This is a genomic window from Haloechinothrix alba (assembly GCF_900188115.1).
Taxonomy (GTDB): domain Bacteria; phylum Actinomycetota; class Actinomycetes; order Mycobacteriales; family Pseudonocardiaceae; genus Haloechinothrix; species Haloechinothrix alba.
Window position 1 is genome coordinate 67,950 of sequence record NZ_FZNW01000016.1, and the last position, 17,728, is coordinate 85,677.

Consider the following 17,728-nt stretch of genomic DNA (forward strand, 5'->3'; position numbering starts at 1 on the left):
CGCCGCAGCATGATCAGCTGATCCGCTCGTACGCGGGCAGCGTGAGGAAGTCCGGGAACTCGTCGGCGAGCGCGACCTGCTCGAACAGCTCCGCGGCAGGCTCGAGCAGGTTGGCGTCGATGACCTCGGACAGCTCGGCGCGGACCTCGCCGAGCACCTCCCTGACGAGATCGCTTGTGACCTTCTCCCCTGTGTCGAGCACGATGCCGCCGTGCACCCACTGCCAGACCTGCGAACGGGAGATCTCCGCGGTGGCCGCGTCCTCCATCAGGTTGTGGATCGCGGCGGCGCCGGTGCCGCCGAGCCAGGAAGCGATGTAGCGCAGGCCGACATCGATGGCACCACGCAGCCCGTCCCTGGTACGGCCACCCGGCGTGGAGGCGACTTCCAGCAGCTGCTCGGCGGTGACGGAGACGTCCTCGCGGGTGCGGTCGAGCTGGTTCGGCTTGTCCCCGAGGACTTCGTCGAAGATCTCCCGGCACACCGGGACCAGATCGGGGTGGGCGACCCACGAGCCGTCGAAGCCGTCGCCTGCCTCGCGGTTCTTGTCCTCGCGGACCTTCGCCAGCGCGCGCTCGGTCACCTCGGGGTCGCGACGGTTCGGGATGAAGGCGGCCATGCCCCCGATGGCGAAGGCGCCACGCTTGTGGCAGGTGCGCACGAGCAACTCGGTGTAGGCACGCATGAACGGCGCCGTCATCGTCACGGCGTTGCGGTCCGGAAGGGTGAACTCCTCGCCGGACTCGCGGAAGTACTTGATCACGCTGAACAGGTAGTCCCAGCGCCCCGCGTTCAGCCCTGCCGCGTGGTCACGCAGCTCGTAGAGGATCTCCTCCATCTCGAAGGCCGCCGGGATCGTCTCGATGAGCACGGTCGCGCGCACCGTGCCGTGCGGGATACCGAGCTCGGCCTGCGCGTGGGTGAACACGTCGTTCCACAGCCGCGCTTCCAGGTGGCTTTCCAGCTTGGGCAGGTAGTAGAACGGCCCGGCACCCTGCTCGGCCAGGTACGCGGCGTTGTGGAAGAAGTGCAGGCCGAAGTCCACCAACGCCCCGATGGCCTGCTGCCCGTCGATGGTGATGTTGCGCTCCGGAAGGTGCCATCCCCGCGGACGCACGACAACGGTCGGGTGCTCGATGTCGGTGCGCACCGTGTAACTCTTCTCGGCCGTGTGCAGCTCCACCTGCTTACGCGCGGCGTCGTAGAGGTTGACCTGGCCGGAGACCACGTTGTCCCAGTGTGGGGTGTTGGCATCCTCGAGGTCGGCGAGCCAGACCTTGGCTCCGGAGTTGAGCGCGTTGATCGTCATCTTGCGGTCCGTCGGGCCGGTGATCTCGACCCTGCGGTCGCGCAGCGCTTCGGGGGCCTCCGCGACCTGCCAGTCGCCCGAGCGCACGTCGGCCGTCTCGGGGAGGAAGTCCATCTTCCCGGTGCGCGCCGCTTCCTGGCGCCGCGTCTTGCGCGCCCGCAGCAGCTCGTCGCGCCTCGCCGCGAAGGCCTCGTGCAGGCTGCCGACGAAGGCCAGCGCCTCCGGCGTGAGGATCTCGTCGCCGCGCTCCACCGGACCGCCGACCACACGAACTTCAGACATGCAAACACTCCACCCTGAGTACGACACGGACTGCACTTATCTACTTGACGGACTATAGTTTCTGCATTACGAAAACTACAATGCGGGTGTGGCGCGAGGCATGGATCCTACCGCGCCAAGAGAGGAGTGAGCGTGACTGAGCGCAAGCCCGGACCCGGTGGGGGCGTGCAGTCCTTGCAGCGGGCCTTCGAGCTACTGGAAGGGCTCGCGGACACCGGGGGCGAGGCGAGCCTGTCCGAGCTCGCCGCGACGACCGGGCTGCCGATGCCGACCATTCACCGGCTGATCCGTACCCTGCTCACCCTTGGCTATGTACGCCAGAACTCCAACCGGCGCTACGCGCTGGGCTCCCGGTTGATCCGGCTTGGCGAAGGCGCCAGCAGGCAGTTCGGCACCTGGGCACGTCCGTACCTGGCGGAGCTGGTCGAGCAGGTCGGTGAGACCGCCAACCTCGCCGTGCTCGAACGCGACGAGGTCGTCTACGTCGCCCAGGTGCCCTCGACACACTCCATGCGGATGTTCACCGAGGTCGGACGCAGGCTCCTGCCGCACGGAACGGGAGTCGGCAAGGCCATGCTCTCCCAGGTACCCCCGGAGGAGGTACGCGAGCTGCTGCACCGCACCGGCATGCCCGCCTACACCCCGCACACCCACACCGAACCCGAGGAGCTCCTGGAGCACCTGCGCGGCATCGCAGCGCAGGGATTCGCGCTCGACGAGAGCGAGCAGGAGCTCGGGGTACGCTGCATCGCCGTCCCGCTGGCCGACACGCCGGTGCCCGCCGCGGTGTCGGTCTCCGGCCCGGAGGGGCGCCTGACCAAGGAAGCGGTCGACCACCTCGCTCCCCTGGTCCAGCGGACCGCCGCGCAGCTGTCCGCGCATCTGGCCGAGGCCGACCTCGAGTTCGGGGCCTGAGCGCGCCGCGCCAGGTGAGGCTGCGGCGAGGCGCCGCTGAAGTAGCCCTGGGCGCTCACCGAAGTACCCTCCCACGGGGTCGGCAAGTACCGCATCACGCGCCCCGGCTCCCGTGCCTGCCAGCACGGCATCGACGTCGGGCGCCGCAGGATCTCGCTCGCCGGATAGCGACACACAACAGGGCAGGGCCACGGATGCCCCACCCCGGCCGGCGACAGCCGCACGACCATTACACTCTCGCACAACTATGCATACAGTATTCTCTATACATATCGACCATCCAGGATGATACGCTTCGCGCGCGAAACCAGGGCATACCGGTCCGGGTTAGGGCAGAGACGAACATCACCCGCCGTAGCAATAGCAGTCACTGCGCACACCGGGATTGAGATTGTATGGTGTAGGCAGAAAACACGCGACATGAACGGTTGGCGGTTCACACGCGGCCGCGCGTTTCGGAGTACTACATGCAGCCGAACGAAATCTCGCAGCAGGCATCCGCGCATCGGATCGACCGTCCGATCCCGCTACGCGAGCGGGTTCGCCAGTCCATGCAGGAACTGATCATCTCGCGGCAGCTCGCACCGGGCCAGCATCTGGTGGAAAGCGAGCTCGCCGAGATGCTCGGGGTGTCACGTCAGCCGATCCGCGAGGCCCTGCAACTGCTGAACTCCGAAGGATGGGTCGAGCTGCACCCCGGCTACGGGGCGTTCGTGCACTCGCCGACCGTGACAGAGGTGGATGAGCTGCTCGCCGTACGCTCGGCACTCGAGTCCGAGTCCGCACGACTGGCCGCGGAGCGTGTCGACGCCGACGGCATCGCACATCTGCGCAAGCTCTGCGCGGACGGCCAGGCGGCCCTCGAACGCGACGACATCGACTCCATGGTCAACGCGAACGCCGAGATACACCGCTACATCACCGAACTCTCCGGCAACCGCGTTCTGCTGGACTTCGTCTCCCAGGTGGACAGGCGGGTGCGCTGGTACTACACGCCGATCGCACGCAGCCGCGGCCAGCACTCCTGGCAGGAGCACGCCAGGCTGGTCGATGCCCTCGAAGCGGTCGACGCGGATGCCGCTTCCCGGATCATGCGGGAGCACACCGAGCACACCCGGCAGATCTACCTCGACGAGCACGCCGAGGACGGCGACCAGACCGAGCAGCCTGCCAAGCCGCGCACGCGCAGGCGCAGGACCGTGCGAACCTCAGCGTCCTAGTCGCAGGCCCCGGGTAAGGCTCCCCGGCCACCGGCCCGGCACGACGACGTGCCGCACGATCACGGGTACCCGCAACAGTGCAGTCGGATGCTCGCATACGGCGAGGCCTCAGAGGCCCCACTCGATCGCGCGCTCCGCTGCCGTTCGACGCAGGTCATCGGAACGGGAGCGCCGCTGCCCCTCGAGTGAGGCATCACCCGTCCACACCAACCGCCCCATCCAATCAAGATCAACTACACGGGCCCGCTCCTGGACCGCCGCCGCTCGCGCGTTCGACCTGCTGGCATACCGCAGACGACGGCCAGGGCGCGAGCCGTCCGTCCACCCGTGACCAGCGCCGAAGCTGGAGTAGCGTGCTGGCACGCGGGTACCGTAGGAACTGTGGTCGGAGCGTGCCGGACGGTGGTCAACGACCTACGGACACGTCGAACCCGAGGAGGCAGACATTGACATATCGTATACCGTCTACAGAATGAATGGAGCCGCGGGGATCGTGCTCGCAGGCGGCCGCTCCTCCAGGATGGGGACATCCAAGGCGGCCCTCGAATGGCACGGTTCCACCTTACTACGGCAGGTCACAGGCGTACTCGATCGCGCGGTCACCGGACCGGTGATCGTTGTCCGCGCTCCGGAGCAAAAGCTCCCGGAACTCGACCCGAGGGTCGTCGTCCGGGACGACCCGGAGGAAGGCCACGGCCCGATGCAGGGGCTGGCCGTCGGGCTGGACACCGCGCACACGTACGCCGATACCGCCTTCGTGTGCTCGACCGACCTACCGTTCCTCCACACGGCCTTCGTACACGCCGTGCTGCGTGGCTTCCAGCTCGACCGGGAACAGGGAGAGGAGGCACCGATCGACGTGGTACTCCCGCTCGTGCACGGGTACCGGCAGCCGATGGCCGCCGGCTACCGCACCGGTCTGGCCCCTCTCGTGGCGCAACAGCTGCGCACCGGCAGGCACAAGCCCGCGCAGCTGTTCGAGGAGTGCCGGGTCCGCAGGCTCACCGACGAGGAGCTGCTGACCGACCCGCGCCTGGCCAGGGCCGACCCGGAGCTCGATTCCGTCGTCAACGTCAACACCCCCGAGGACTACGAACGCGCTCGTGCCCGGCCGGCTCCGGAGGTAACGGTGGAACGGTTCGGTGTGCTGGCCACACGCGGCGGCACTCGGGGCTCCGTGCGGGTTCGCGCGGCAACCCTCGCCGCGGCCGCCGAGCAGGTAGGCTTGGAACTGGACGGTCATATCGTGGCAGCTGTCAACGGCGACCAGATCCGCGATGACGGTCAGTGCCCGCTGCTGGGCGGCGATACCGTCTCGTTCCTCTCTGCGGATGCGGGCGGGTGAGCGTGATGACGTCACCTCCAGGTGGATACTTCGGTCAGGCACTCCTCGTCGACGTTTCCGAGGGCGATGTCCGGCGCGTGCCGCTACCCGATGGGGTGCTGCGCGAGTATCTGGGCGGCGCGGGACTCGGTACCTGGCTCTCGACCGAGCTCGGACCGGCAGGCATCGACCCGCTGGATCCGGCTGCGCCGCTGTCGTTCGTCTTCTCCCCTCTCGTCGGTACCCCGCTGACCACCAGTGCGAAGTTCGCCGTCGTGGCCAAGTCACCGTTGACCGGCCTGCTCACCGACGCCCTTGCCTCCAGCCACTTCGCCATCTCGGGCAAGTTCACCGGCCACGACGCGATCGTGATCACCGGACGTGCGGCCGGGCCCACGCACGTGTTGATCTCCGAGGAGGGGGTCGAGCTGGTCGATGCCACGCCGGAGCTGGGCTTGTCGGCGACCGCGGCCGAGGAAGCCGTGCGCGAGAAGTACGGGCGCAGGTGGCGCGCGGCCAGCATCGGTGTGGCGGGAGAGCGGCAGGTTCGCTACGCGACCATGTCCCACGACGGCCGTCATGCCGGCCGCGGTGGCCTCGGGGCCGTCCTGGGGGCGAAGAACGTCAAGTGCGTCGCCGTGCAGGGCAGCAGGCGTTCGGAGCTCGCCGACCGTGCTGCCGTGCTCGCCGCAGCCAAGGACCTGCGCAACCGCTCGTTCGGCCCCGCCACCGCGAAGTACCGCGAGCTGGGCACGCTCTCCAACCTGCTGGCGTTCAACGCGATCAACACCTTGCCGACAAGGAACTTCCAGAGCTCGACCTTCGCCGAGGCTCCCGCGCTGTCTGCGGAGGACCTCGCGGAGAGCCGTTCGGTGGCCCGCTCGACGTGCGCATCGTGCAGCATCGGCTGCGAGCACATCTACGCGTCCAAGTCGGGGAAGAAGGCGCGGGTCGAGTACGAGAACGTCTTCGCGCTCGGGCCGATGTGCGGAGTGTCCGATCCCGACCAGGTACTCGAGGCGAGCGCGCGCTGCGACGAGCTCGGTCTGGACACCATCTCCGCGGGCGGGACCATCGCATGGGCGATGGAATGCGTCGATCGCGGCCTCCTGGACGTACCGTGGTTGCGCTTCGGCGACGGCGCCGCCCTGTTGCGCGTGCTGGACGAGATCGGCGAGCGGACCGGGATCGGGAAGCTGCTCGCCCAGGGCTCGCGGAGCGCCGCCGAGGTGGTCGGGCAGGGTTCGTCGGCGTTCGCGCCGCATGTGAAGGGCCTGGAGATGCCCGGGTACGAGCCCCGCACGATGCAGTCGATGGCACTGGGCCTCGCAGTCAACGCCCGCGGTGCCGACCACAACCGTTCCGGCGCGTACGAGGCCGACCTCGCTGGCGGCCTCGACCGGGTGCACGGCACGGACGAGCACGTCCGTGCGGCCATCGAGACCGAGGACCGTGCCGCGGTCATGGACTCGTTGATCCTGTGCAAGTTCCTGCGCGGGGTGTTCACCGAACCGTTCGAGGAATGGGCGGGCCTGCTCGGCCCGATCACCGGATGGGACATCACCGGGACCGAACTACGCGAGACCGCACAGCGCATCGTACTGGCCAAACGAGCCTTCAATCTCCGGGAAGGGTGGACTGCCGCGGATGACTGGCTTCCCGAGCGGTTTCTGGACGACTCGGTCGAACTGGATTCCGGACGGACCGCGACGCTGCCTGCCGAACGACTACGCGCCATGATCGATACCTACTACGCGGAGCGTGGACTCGACCAGCACGGTCGGCCACAACTCGTGCAGACGGATTCAGGAACGGAGCCGACACCATGACCCTGACACACCGTGCTCCGGCGGAGCCCGAACAAACCCCCGAGCAGCGCACCGTCACGCTCACCATCGACGGCCGGAGCATCACGGTCCCCGAGGGAACCACGGTCTGGCAGGCTGCGCGTGAGCTGGGCATCGACATCCCTGCGCTGTGCCACGACGAGCGCTACGAGCCGGTCGGTGTCTGCCGGATGTGCGTCGTCGACACGGGCGGGCGGGCATTCGCGGCTTCGTGCGTGCGCCCGTGCGAGCCCGATATGGAGGTCACGACCTCCACCCCGGAGGTCGAGCAGAGCCGCCGCGTGCTCACCGAGCTGTTGGTGGTCGACCAGCCGGAGCGCGAGCACGACCCCAAGCAGACGACGACGGCCGACAACGAGCTCATCGCGGTGGCCGACGACTACGACGTCATCGGGGTCGACGACCTGTTCTCCGGTCCGGCCAAGGGCACCGACCATTCGAACCCGGTGATCGCGGTCGACCACGACGCATGCATCCTGTGCGACCGCTGTGTCCGGGCGTGCGACGACGTCCAGGGCAACGACGTCATCGGGCGCACAGGTAAGGGCTACGGCTCCCGGATCGCCTTCGACCTCAACGACCCTATGGGCGCGTCGTCCTGCGTGACCTGCGGCGAGTGCGTATCGGCCTGCCCGACGGGCGCGCTGACGAACAAGCCCATCAACAACATCCCGATCCAGCCGAAGGAGCAGCTCGACGCGGTCGACACCGTCTGCCCCTACTGCGGCGTGGGTTGCGCGCTGACCTACTACGTCGACCGCGAGCGCGGCGGCATCTCGTACGCCGAGGGTCGGGACCAGCCGGGAAACCAGAGCAGGCTCTGTGTCAAGGGCCGGTACGGCTGGGACTATGCCGCCTCCCCGCAGCGGCTGACGACACCGCTGATCCGGGTCGACGCGGCCTACCCGAAGGGGCCGCTCTCGGCCGATGTGAAGGAGGACAGCGGCGAGGACGGCGACGGAAAGCGCGGGCGCAAACCGGGCGGTCTCGTCCCCTACGAGGAGGTCATGCCGCACTTCCGGGAGGCCACATGGGACGAGGCGCTCGACCTTGTGGCGCGGCGGCTCGGCGAGATCTACGCCGAGAGCGGCTCCGACGGGATCGCGGGGTTCGGCTCGGCCAAGTGCTCGAACGAGGAAGGTTACCTGTTCCAGAAGCTGATCCGCACGGCGTTCCGTTCCAACAACGTCGACCACTGCACCCGGTTGTGCCACGCGTCCAGCGTGGCGGCCCTGTTCGAGGGCGTCGGTTCCGGCTCCGTGTCGACCACCTACGGCGACATCGCCAACGCCGACGTCGCGATCATCACAGGGAGCAACGCCACGGCCAACCACCCGGTGGCCTCATCGTTCTTCAAGCAGGCCCGGCGTGACGGCACCACGATCATCTACATCGACCCCCGGGCCGGTACGGTCGCCGACCACGCCGACATCTTCTGCCAGCTCAAGCCGGGTACCGATGTCGCGCTGTACAACGGCATCATGCACGAGATCATCCGGCTGGACCTGGTCGACCACGACTTCGTCGCCGACCGGACGGCCAACTACGAGCAGCTTGCCAAGACGGTCGAGGCGTACCCGCCGGAACTGGCCGCGCAGATCACCGGCGTGGATGCCGAGACCATCCGCAGGATCGCTCGCATCTGGGGTGAGGCAGGCGCAGGCGTCATCTACTGGGGCATGGGTATCTCGCAGCACACCACCGGTACCGACAACGCGCGCTGCCTGATCGCGATGTGCTCCATCACCGGCAACGTGGGCAGGCCCGGCACCGGCCTGCACCCGCTGCGCGGGCAGAACAACGTGCAGGGCGCCTCGGACGCGGGGCTGATCCCCATGTTCTACCCCAACTACCAGTCCGCATCGGACAGCGCGGCACGGCAGCGGTTCGAGCGGGCGTGGGGCGTGCAGCTCAACCCGAACAACGGGCTGACCGTCACCGAGGTCATGGCCTCCGTCCTCGACGGCGGCGTGCGGGGTATGTACATGCTCGGGGAGAACCCCTTCCTGTCCGACCCCAACATCAACAAGGTCCGCAAGGCGCTGGCCAAGCTCGACTTCCTCGTCGTGCAGGACATCTTCCTCACCGAGACGGCCGAGTTCGCCGACGTCATCCTGCCTGCCTCGTCGTACCTGGAGAAGGACGGCACCTACACCAACACCGACCGCCGTGTGCAACGCGGACGTACCGTGTTCGACCCGCCCGGCCAGGCCCGTGTCGACTGGCAGATCGTGCAGGACATCGCGCAGCGCCTCGGCCTCGGCTGGGACTACCGCTCCCCGCGTGAGGTGTTCGAGGAAATGGTCGAGCTGATGCCCGACTACGCGAACCTGACCTACGACAACCTCGGCTCGACCGGCAAGCTCTACCCCAACCCCGACCCGGAGCACGAGGACGGGACCGTGGTGCTGTTCGACGACAGGTTCAACACCTCGGACGGGCTCGCACACCTGGTGCCCGCCGAGTGGCTGCCCGGCAAGGAGCTACCGGACGAGGAGTACCCCTACGTCCTCAACACGGGCCGGCTGCTCGAGCACTGGCACACCGGGTCGATGACGCGGCGTTCCTACGCGCTGGACTCCATCGCGCCGCGCGCGGAAGCCTATGTTCATCCCGGCGACGCCGCCGAGCTCGGGCTGACCGACGGCGGCCGCGCCAGGGTGGTCTCCCGGCGCGGGGAGATCGAGCTGCACGTCAAGGTCTCCCACAGGGAGGCACGCGGCAACGTATTCATCCCGTTCCACTTCCGGGAGGCCGCCGCGAACCTGCTCACGATCGACGAGATCGACCCTACGGGCAAGATTCCCGAGTTCAAGTTCTGCGCCGTGCGGATCGTCCCCGTGGCCGACCGCGAGAGCGCCCCAGCCGGAGGGAGCACAGCGTGACTGCGGAGGTCCACCCCAAGCAGGACAAGGTCCCCGGTGTCGAGGCCCGGGCCGGGAAGTTCCCCGGCCCGAGCCTGATCCCGATGCTCAAGGAGATACAGGACCGGTGTGGCTGGCTGCCGCGGGAGGAACTGGAGGCACTCGCACGGCGGCAACGGCGCCCGCTGTACGAGATCGAAGGCCTGGTCACCTTCTACCCGCACTTCAGGACCGAACCGCCGACCGGGATGACCGTCGGCGTCTGCCACGACCTCACGTGCTGGTTGAAGGGCGCCGACGAGCGGATCAAGCACCTGCACGAGCAGTACGACGGCGAGAGTGACGTCGAGGTCACCGAGGTCTCCTGCCCCGGTCGCTGCGACATCGCCCCCGCCGCGACGGTGGACGACCGGCCGGGCAGGGTCGAGGACGTCGCCGAGCTCGTCGAGCAGCGGCGGCAGGGAAGCACGGAGCCGGGTGCCACGGTCGCCTACGCTCCCCGGGGCGGCTGGCCGAACGACCCGTACACGCGACGCGACGAGCACTACGGCACGCTCAGGGCGCTGCTTTCCGGAGAGATCGCTCCCGAGACGGTCATCGGCAACCTGAAGGACTCCGGCCTGCGTGGCATGGGGGGTGCCGGCTTTCCCACCGGCAAGAAGTGGGAGATCGTGCGCGCTCAGGACACCGGCGTCAAGTACGCCATCTGCAACGCGGACGAGTCCGAGCCCGGCACGTTCAAGGACCGCCAGCTCCTCGCGGAGCAGCCCCATCTCGTGCTCGAGGGCATGCTCATGGGAATGGTCGTCGCGGGCGCCGAAGAGGGAACGGTCTTCATCCGGCACGAATACGGCCCCGAGGAAGGGGTGCTGGACGCCGAGATCCGGCACCTGCACGACATCGGGCTGCTCGGTGACGACGTTCTCGGCAGCGGGCAGCGGCTGAGCCTGGACATCTTCACCTCGCCAGGTGGCTACATCCTCGGCGAGGAGACCGCCCTGATCGAGTGCATGGAGGGTCACCGCGGCGAACCCCGGAACAAACCCCCGTTCCCCGGCGTCTACGGGCTGTGGGGCAAGCCCACCCTGATGAACTCGGTCGAGACCTTCGCCGACGTTCCGATCATCGCCTCCCGCGGCGCGAGCTGGTGGGTGGAGCAGGGCACCAACGGCAGCGGCGGGCTGAAGTTCTTCGCGGTCTCCGGACACGTCGAACACCCGGGTGTCTACTGTGTACCGATGGGTACCACGATCCGGGAGCTGCTCGACCTCGCGGGCGGCGTCGCTGGCGGGGCCGGGCTCCACGCGGTCCAGCCGGGAGGCGCATCGTCCGACTTCCTCGGTCCCGAGCACCTCGACGTGCCGATGGACTTCGGCACCCTTGCCGAAGCGGGATCGATGCTGGGTTCCGGCGCGATGGTGGTCATCGCCGAGGGAACCGACGCGCTCGCTGCCGCGACCAACGTGCTGAGGTTCTTCCGCAACGAGTCCTGCGGCAAGTGCGTACCGTGCAGGGCGGGCTCGACCAAGGCCCACGACCTGCTCACCGACACGCTGCACAACGGCGGTGAGCTCGACGACGCGCGCAAGGCCCGGCTGCGCGAGCTCGAGATGGTCATGCGCAAGACCTCGATCTGCGGGCTGGGACAGGTCGCCATGGGGCCCGTCGTCAGCGTCCTGAACCGCGAGGAACCCGGCGCGCAATCGTGAACGAAGGAACGGGTCCACTGTGAGCGGCAGGGAGTTCTTCACCGCGTTGCCGGTATCCGAGGCGCTTGCCGGGTTCCGGCCGGGCAGGCGCACCGGCACCGAGCGTGTCGACCGCGCCGACGCGCTCGGGCGCGTACCGGCGTCCCCGGTCACCTCGCGGGCCGCACTTCCCGGGTTCACCCGCTCGACCGTGGACGGGTACGCGGTACGTGCCGCCGATACGCACGGCGCGAGCGAGGCGTTACCTGCCTACTTCGACGTGGCCGGTTCCGTGCGGATGGGAGCTCCGGCAGGGGTCGCTGTCGGGCACGGTACGGCGGTCGCGGTACCGACGGGGGCGGCCCTTCCGGAGGGCGCCGACGCTGTGCTCATGGTGGAGCACACCCAGCAGACCATGCCGGGGATGATCGAGGCGAGCCGTCCCGTCGCGGTGGGCGACGGGACGGTCCGCGCCGACGAGGACGTCGCCGCCGACGACGAGCTCGCCCCCGCAGGCCGCCCGTTGCGCGCCCAGGACCTCGGGTTGCTGGCCGCAGCAGGCACCGGCGTCGTCGAGGTACGCGCGAAGCCACGGGTCGGCATCATCTCCACCGGGGACGAGGTCGTGCCGCCCGAGACCGAGCAGCTGCTCGCAGGCCAGGTCCGCGACGCCACCACGTCCGCGCTGGCCGGCCTGGTCGTCGACGCCGGGGGCACCCCGTGCCCGCGCGGCATCGTGCCGGACGACGCGGGTGTGCTGACCAGGACGCTGGACAAGGCTGTCCAGGAGTGCGACGTGGTCGTGGTCTCGGCAGGCTCGTCGGTCGGCGCGCGCGACGAGACGGTGGCCGCGGTGGAGGCACTCGGCGAACCGGGGGTGTTCTGCCACGGGCTGGCCATCAAACCGGGTAAGCCCACGTTGCTCGCGCAGGCAGGCGAGGTCCCGATCATCGGGCTTCCCGGCAACCCGCTGTCGGCGCTGGTCGTGTTCCGCCTGGTCGGTGTCCCCATCGTGCGCCGGGTCGGAGGTGTCACCATGCCACCGGCCGAGCCGAGTACCACCGCGGAGCTCGCGCGCCGGGTGGCCTCGGCCGCGGGCAGGCTCGACGTGGTGCAGGTACGCGTGCAGGATGGCCGGGCGGTACCGCTGTTCGGAGCTTCCGCCCTGCTGTCGTTACTGACCACAGCGGACGGTTACGTTGTGATCGACGAGTCGGCCACCGGTCTCGACGAGGGTCAGCACGTCACGGTGACGCTGTACAGGTGACCGCGATGAGAGCAGGTTCCCGCACGCGCCCGCCCGCCCTCGAGGTGCGGGCGGCGGATCGGCCAGGGTAGGTTGGCGACCGTGCAGGACAGCCCGTTCATCAGCGACGTTCCCGCAGAGTCGGCCATCCAGGCATGGCGTCGGGCCTGCCTGTCGCATGGATGTGCCGAGCGGACCGACACCGTCACGGTGGCACTGGCCGATGCGGTCGGGCGGGTGACTGCCGAGCCCGTCTGGGCCAACCGCTCCTCCCCCGTCGGCGACGTGGCGGCGATGGACGGCATCGCCGTACGCGCACGGGATACGCACGGCGCCAGCGAGACCACCCCGCTGTGGCTGGCGCCCGGCTCCTACGAGGTCGTCGACACCGGCGACCCGATGCCGGAGCAACGCGACGCGGTCATCATGCGCGAGCACGTGCACTACGTCGCCAGCGGCTCAGGTGAGAGTGCCGAGATCCTGGCGGCGGTCCCGCCTTACCACAACGTCCGTTCCATCGGTGAGGACGTCAGTGCCGGTGAGCTGCTGCTACCCGAAGGACACCGGCTCCGGCCGGTCGACGTCGCCGCCGCTGCGGCCGCCGGGGCGACGGAGCTGACCGTGCGGCGCACACCGCGGGTGGCTGTCATCCCGACCGGGGACGAGATCGTTCCGATCGGGTCCCCGCCACGGCAGGACGAGATCGTCGACACCAACTCCCTCATGCTGGCCGCGCAGGCACGCGAAGCCGGCTGCGAGGCGTGGACCACAGCCGTCCAGCCCGATGACACCGGCCGCATCGGTGCGGCGGTACGCGACGCCTCGGCCACGGCCGACCTGGTCATCGTCATCGCCGGTTCGAGCGCGGGTCGTGACGACTACACCGCCAGGGTGATCTCCGAGCAGGGCACACTCGCGGTGCACGGCGTGGCGGTACGACCCGGCCACCCCGTCGTCCTCGGCGCCGTCGATGCCGCACCGGTGATCGGCGTGCCGGGTTACCCGGTGTCGGCGGCACTGACCTTCGACATCTTCGCCGCACCGATGCTCGCCGAGCTCGAGGGCGCTGCGCCGCCGCACCGGCCCGAGACACGCGCGCGACTGGCCAGGAAGCTCCCGTCGGTGGTCGGCATGGACGACTGGGTGCGGGTGCGCCTCGGCTCGGTCGGCGGAACGGTGGTCGCGACCCCGCTTCCGCGCGGCGCGGGTGTGCTGACCTCACTCGTCCGAGCGGACGGGCTGCTGTTCGTCCCCGCTGCCGTCGAAGGACACCACCCGGGCGAGGAGGTATCGGTTCAGCTGCTGCGCCGGTACCCGGAGATCGAACGCACGATCGTGGCAATCGGGTCCCACGATCTCGTACTCGACCTGGCAGCCAACGCGCTGCGGTCCAGCGACCCCACGCTGACGCTCGCGTCGTCCAATGTGGGCTCGCTCGGGGGGCTCGTGGCGTTGCGGGACGGGCTGTGCCATATCGCGGGATCACACCTGCTCCACCCGTCCACCGGCGAGTACACGCTCCCCTACCTCGACGAGATGATGCCCGATCGCGAGCTCGCCGTCGTGCGTCTCGTGCATCGCGACCAGGGACTGCTCGTCCCGCCCGGTAACCCGCACGGCATCACCGGCCTGCACGACCTCGTCGAGCGGGACCTGTCGTACGTGAACAGGCAGCGCGGCGCGGGAACCAGGATGCTGCTCGACCACGAACTGCACTGCCGCGAGATCGACCCGCAGCGCATCAGCGGGTACGCGCGGGAGGAGCCGACGCACCTCGCCGTGGCCGCCGCCGTATCGGCGGGCCGCGCGGACTGCGGGCTCGGGATCCTGGCTGCCGCGCGGGCGTTCGGCCTCGACTTCGTCCCTGTCGCCCAGGAGCCTTACGACCTCGTCCTGGACGCGAACACCCTGGACGACCCGCTGCTGGCTCCCCTGTGGGAGCTGCTCGACTCCCCCGCCTTCCAGGCGTCCATCCGCGAGCTCGGCGGCTACGACACCGAGGAGACCGGCCGGGTTGTTCATCGCTCGGGCCGCGCACGGCCTGCCACGTGAGGCGCTACCTCTATGCGCACCACAGCAATAACTGTATACTGTATTCGTTACACACGTGGTACAGGAGCTCGCGAACGCCGTCGCGAGCGACGCCCCGGCCACAGGGCGACCTGGCCGACTCCCATATCGGGGTCGCGGTGGCCGTCTCGAGCGGCGCGGCCGACGCCGGTCTGGCCGTGCGCGCGGCTGCCACGGCGGTCGACACCGACTTCGTCCCCGTCGGCCACGAGGACTTCGAGCTGGCCGTCAACCCGGATGCCACGGCCGCACTGGCACCGCTGCTCGACGTGCTGGCAACACGCTCGTTCCGGAAGCGACTATCCATGATGGCCGGATATGACTTCTGCCGGACAGGTGCGTTCAGGGAGGCGACATGAGAATGCGGTGGGCCGGTATCGGCTCGGCAATCGTACTGACGGTGGCGGCAGGGTGCGCATCGGGCTCGGCCGGGGGCGAGGCCAGTGGCCCCATGGTGCTGGCGACGACCACGAGCACGCAGAACTCCGGGCTGCTCGACGCGGTACTGCCCGACTTCGAGTCGACGACCGGGTGTACGGCAAAGACGGTGGCCGTCGGATCGGGTCAGGCCATGGCGATGGGTGAGCGTGGCGAGGCCGATGCGGTGCTCGTGCACTCGCCGGAGGCGGAAGAGCGGTTCATGGAACAGGGGCACGGCTCCCTCCGGGAGCCGGTGATGCACAACGACTTCGTCCTGGTCGGACCACCGGGAGATCCGGTGGACCTGGACGGCTCAGGAAGCGCAGCCGAGGCGATGCGGCGGATCGCCGAGGAGGGCGCGGCGTTCGCGTCCCGGGCCGACGACTCCGGAACCCACGCCAAGGAGCTGTCCCTGTGGGAGGAGGCGGGAACCGAGCACTCCGGGTCGGCATACATCGAGACGGGTCAGGGTATGGGCGAGACACTGACGATCGCGAGCCAGCGGCAGGCTTACACATTGACGGATCGCGGCACGTTCCTCGCAACGTCCGGACTGGACTCCGAGATCGCGTTCGAGGGCACCGACGACCTCCGCAACGACTATCACGTGATCGTCGTCGACGGCGAGAGCGTCAACAGCGGCTGCGCCGAGGCGTTCGCCGAGTGGATCCGCGACGAACCCACCCAGGAAGCCATCGCCGAGTTCGGCACCGAGGAATACGGGGAGCCGCTGTTCTTCCCGGACGCGGTGGACTGATGTACGACACCGTCATCGAGGTACTTGCCCGCTCAGCACTGGTATCGGTCTCCGCGACGCTGGTCGCGGCCCTGGCCGGTATCTCGCTGGGCACGGCCCTGGCACTGGCACGGGTCAGTGACAGCAGGGCGGTTATCGCCCTGGTCAACACCGGGATGGCACTGCCGACCGTGGTCGTCGGCCTGGTCGTCGCGATGCTGCTGTGGCGTAGCGGCCCGCTCGGTGGTCTCGGCCTGATCTACACGATACCCGGGATGGTCATCGCCCAGGCACTGATCGTCACGCCACTGGTCACCGGGATCACGATGGCCGCGTTACGGCAGCTACCGCGCAGCCTGCCCGACCAGCTCCGCACGCTCGGCGCCAACCGGCTGCAGATGGTGCTGCGCCTGTGGCTCGAGGCGCGCGTGGCCCTGCTGGCCGCCGCGATGGCGGGCTTCGGGCTCGCGATCTCGGAGGTCGGGGCCGTGACCGTCGTCGGTGGCAACATCCACGGCCATACCCAGGTGATGACCACCGCGATCGTGGAGAACGTCAGCCGGGGCGAGTTCGGGGTGGCGATCATCTACGGCTCGATCCTGCTCGGACTCGCGTTCCTCATCAACGGGTTACTCGCCTCCGTACAGAGAAGGGCTGCGGCATGGGAGCGCAACTGAGAGTGGACGGTGTCCGGCACTACCGTGGCGGTCACGAGGTACTCCACGTGGACTCGCTCGACATCCACGACGGCGAGCAGGTGTGCGTGCTCGGGCCGAACGGCGCAGGCAAGACGACGCTGCTGCGGCTGCTCGCCGCCGCCGAGAGACCACACACCGGCCGGGTGAGCGTGGACGGGACCGACATCGAGCACGGCGGTATCGCCCTGCGACGACGAGCGGCGTACGCCACCCAGCGTCCCGGTCTGCTCAGCACCAGCGTGGCGCGCAACGTCACGTTGCCGCTGGCATGGCGGAAGGTCCCCCGGAAACGGCGGCGTGACCTCGCCGATGACGCGCTCCGGCTGCTGGGTGTGGCGCACCTGGCCGACCGCCAGGCCGCCGGACTGTCCGGGGGCGAGCAGCAGCGGGTCAACCTCGCACGCGCGCTGGCCATCGACCCGGACGTGCTGCTGCTCGACGAGCCCGCGGCAAGCCTGGACGCCGAGTCGCGCCTGTCCTTCCTGCACGACCTCGGCCGCGCTCTCACCGGCCGCACGACCACCGTCGTGCACGTCTCACACCGCGCGGACGATGCGCTGCGGCTGGCCGACCGAGCGATCGCCCTCGTCGACGGGAACGTGTGGCAGGACGACACGGCGGACGCCGTGATCCGCAGGCCCGCGGACGCGAACGTGGCAGCGCTCGTCGGGTACGACAACCTGCTCGACGCCCACGTCCGCACGGACGGCGAGGTGACGGTGCGCGGCGAGCACACCGGACTGCCCTGGCACGGCGAGCCGGGACCGGTCGTGGTCGCCGCGTTCGCGACCGGTGTGTGCGTGGGTTCGTCCGCGTCCGCGGGCGTACCGGCACGTGTCGAGCGGGTGGTGCCGGGGCCGGGCTACCGGACCGTCGTGCTCGAAGGCAACCCGCCGCTCCTGGCCAGCATCCCGCTGCGCGCACCGGCCCCCTCGGCCGGTCAGCACGTGCGGATCTCGTTCGACCCCGACCTCAGCAGGGTGTTGCCACGCTCGGTAGCCACGCACCGTGGCCCGGCGCCGGCACCCGCGCCCTCGCCGCGAGTGCCGGCACACGCCGCGACTGCCTCCGGAACTTGACGCGCATCACAGCATCTCGATAAGCTCATT

General features: G+C 69.2%; 13 protein-coding genes. 12 read left to right on the plus strand and 1 reads right to left on the minus strand.

Annotated elements, in window-relative coordinates; all coding sequences use genetic code 11:
* Positions 1-13: 13 nt before the first annotated feature.
* Positions 14-1,591: a malate synthase A gene (gene aceB / locus CHB84_RS16050; RefSeq protein ID WP_089302434.1), complete on the minus strand. Its 1,578-nt coding sequence runs from the start codon at positions 1,589-1,591 to the stop codon at positions 14-16.
* Positions 1,592-1,723: 132 nt separating this feature from the next.
* On the opposite strand from aceB, the gene CHB84_RS16055 reads away from it, so the two are divergent.
* The 12 genes from CHB84_RS16055 (at position 1,724) to CHB84_RS16110 (ending at position 17,698) form a co-directional block, all read left to right on the plus strand.
* Positions 1,724-2,506 (plus strand): IclR family transcriptional regulator, encoded by a 783-nt coding sequence (locus tag CHB84_RS16055; RefSeq protein ID WP_089302435.1) that lies wholly within the window; start codon positions 1,724-1,726, stop codon positions 2,504-2,506.
* A gap of 467 nt (positions 2,507-2,973) precedes the next feature.
* Positions 2,974-3,726 carry a GntR family transcriptional regulator gene (locus tag CHB84_RS16060; protein ID WP_089302481.1) on the plus strand — a complete coding sequence of 251 codons (753 nt, stop codon included), beginning with the start codon at positions 2,974-2,976 and terminating at the stop codon, positions 3,724-3,726.
* A 472-nt stretch (positions 3,727-4,198) separates the two neighbouring features.
* The gene (locus CHB84_RS16065; protein WP_089302436.1) at positions 4,199-5,071 is read left to right on the plus strand and encodes an NTP transferase domain-containing protein; all 873 of its coding nucleotides are present in this window, start codon (positions 4,199-4,201) and stop codon (positions 5,069-5,071) included.
* 5 nt (positions 5,072-5,076) lie between these two features.
* On the plus strand, positions 5,077-6,879 hold the full coding sequence (locus CHB84_RS16070) for an aldehyde ferredoxin oxidoreductase family protein (RefSeq protein WP_089302482.1): 1,803 nt from the start codon (positions 5,077-5,079) through the stop codon (positions 6,877-6,879).
* Complete coding sequence (gene fdhF / locus CHB84_RS16075; protein ID WP_089302437.1) at positions 6,876-9,782, plus strand: formate dehydrogenase subunit alpha; 2,907 nt, start codon at positions 6,876-6,878, stop codon at positions 9,780-9,782. The genes CHB84_RS16070 and fdhF overlap by 4 nt, the downstream gene beginning before the upstream one ends.
* Positions 9,779-11,470 carry an NAD(P)H-dependent oxidoreductase subunit E gene (locus tag CHB84_RS16080; RefSeq protein WP_217898588.1) on the plus strand — a complete coding sequence of 564 codons (1,692 nt, stop codon included), beginning with the start codon at positions 9,779-9,781 and terminating at the stop codon, positions 11,468-11,470. Before fdhF ends, CHB84_RS16080 begins: the two co-directional genes overlap by 4 nt.
* Before the next feature lie 19 nt (positions 11,471-11,489).
* Positions 11,490-12,716: a molybdenum cofactor synthesis domain-containing protein gene (locus CHB84_RS16085; RefSeq protein WP_089302438.1), complete on the plus strand. Its 1,227-nt coding sequence runs from the start codon at positions 11,490-11,492 to the stop codon at positions 12,714-12,716.
* An 81-nt stretch (positions 12,717-12,797) separates the two neighbouring features.
* Positions 12,798-14,747, plus strand: a complete 1,950-nt coding sequence (locus tag CHB84_RS16090) for a molybdopterin biosynthesis protein (RefSeq protein ID WP_089302484.1) — start codon at positions 12,798-12,800, stop codon at positions 14,745-14,747.
* The gene (locus tag CHB84_RS23815) at positions 14,744-15,124 is read left to right on the plus strand and encodes a substrate-binding domain-containing protein (protein ID WP_281251766.1); all 381 of its coding nucleotides are present in this window, start codon (positions 14,744-14,746) and stop codon (positions 15,122-15,124) included. Before CHB84_RS16090 ends, CHB84_RS23815 begins: the two co-directional genes overlap by 4 nt.
* Positions 15,121-15,942 carry an ABC transporter substrate-binding protein gene (locus tag CHB84_RS16100; RefSeq protein WP_089302440.1) on the plus strand — a complete coding sequence of 274 codons (822 nt, stop codon included), beginning with the start codon at positions 15,121-15,123 and terminating at the stop codon, positions 15,940-15,942. Before CHB84_RS23815 ends, CHB84_RS16100 begins: the two co-directional genes overlap by 4 nt.
* Positions 15,942-16,598 (plus strand): ABC transporter permease, encoded by a 657-nt coding sequence (locus CHB84_RS16105; RefSeq protein ID WP_217898589.1) that lies wholly within the window; start codon positions 15,942-15,944, stop codon positions 16,596-16,598. Before CHB84_RS16100 ends, CHB84_RS16105 begins: the two co-directional genes overlap by 1 nt.
* Positions 16,583-17,698: an ABC transporter ATP-binding protein gene (locus CHB84_RS16110; RefSeq protein ID WP_089302441.1), complete on the plus strand. Its 1,116-nt coding sequence runs from the start codon at positions 16,583-16,585 to the stop codon at positions 17,696-17,698. The genes CHB84_RS16105 and CHB84_RS16110 overlap by 16 nt, the downstream gene beginning before the upstream one ends.
* The last annotated feature ends 30 nt before the right edge of the window (positions 17,699-17,728 follow it).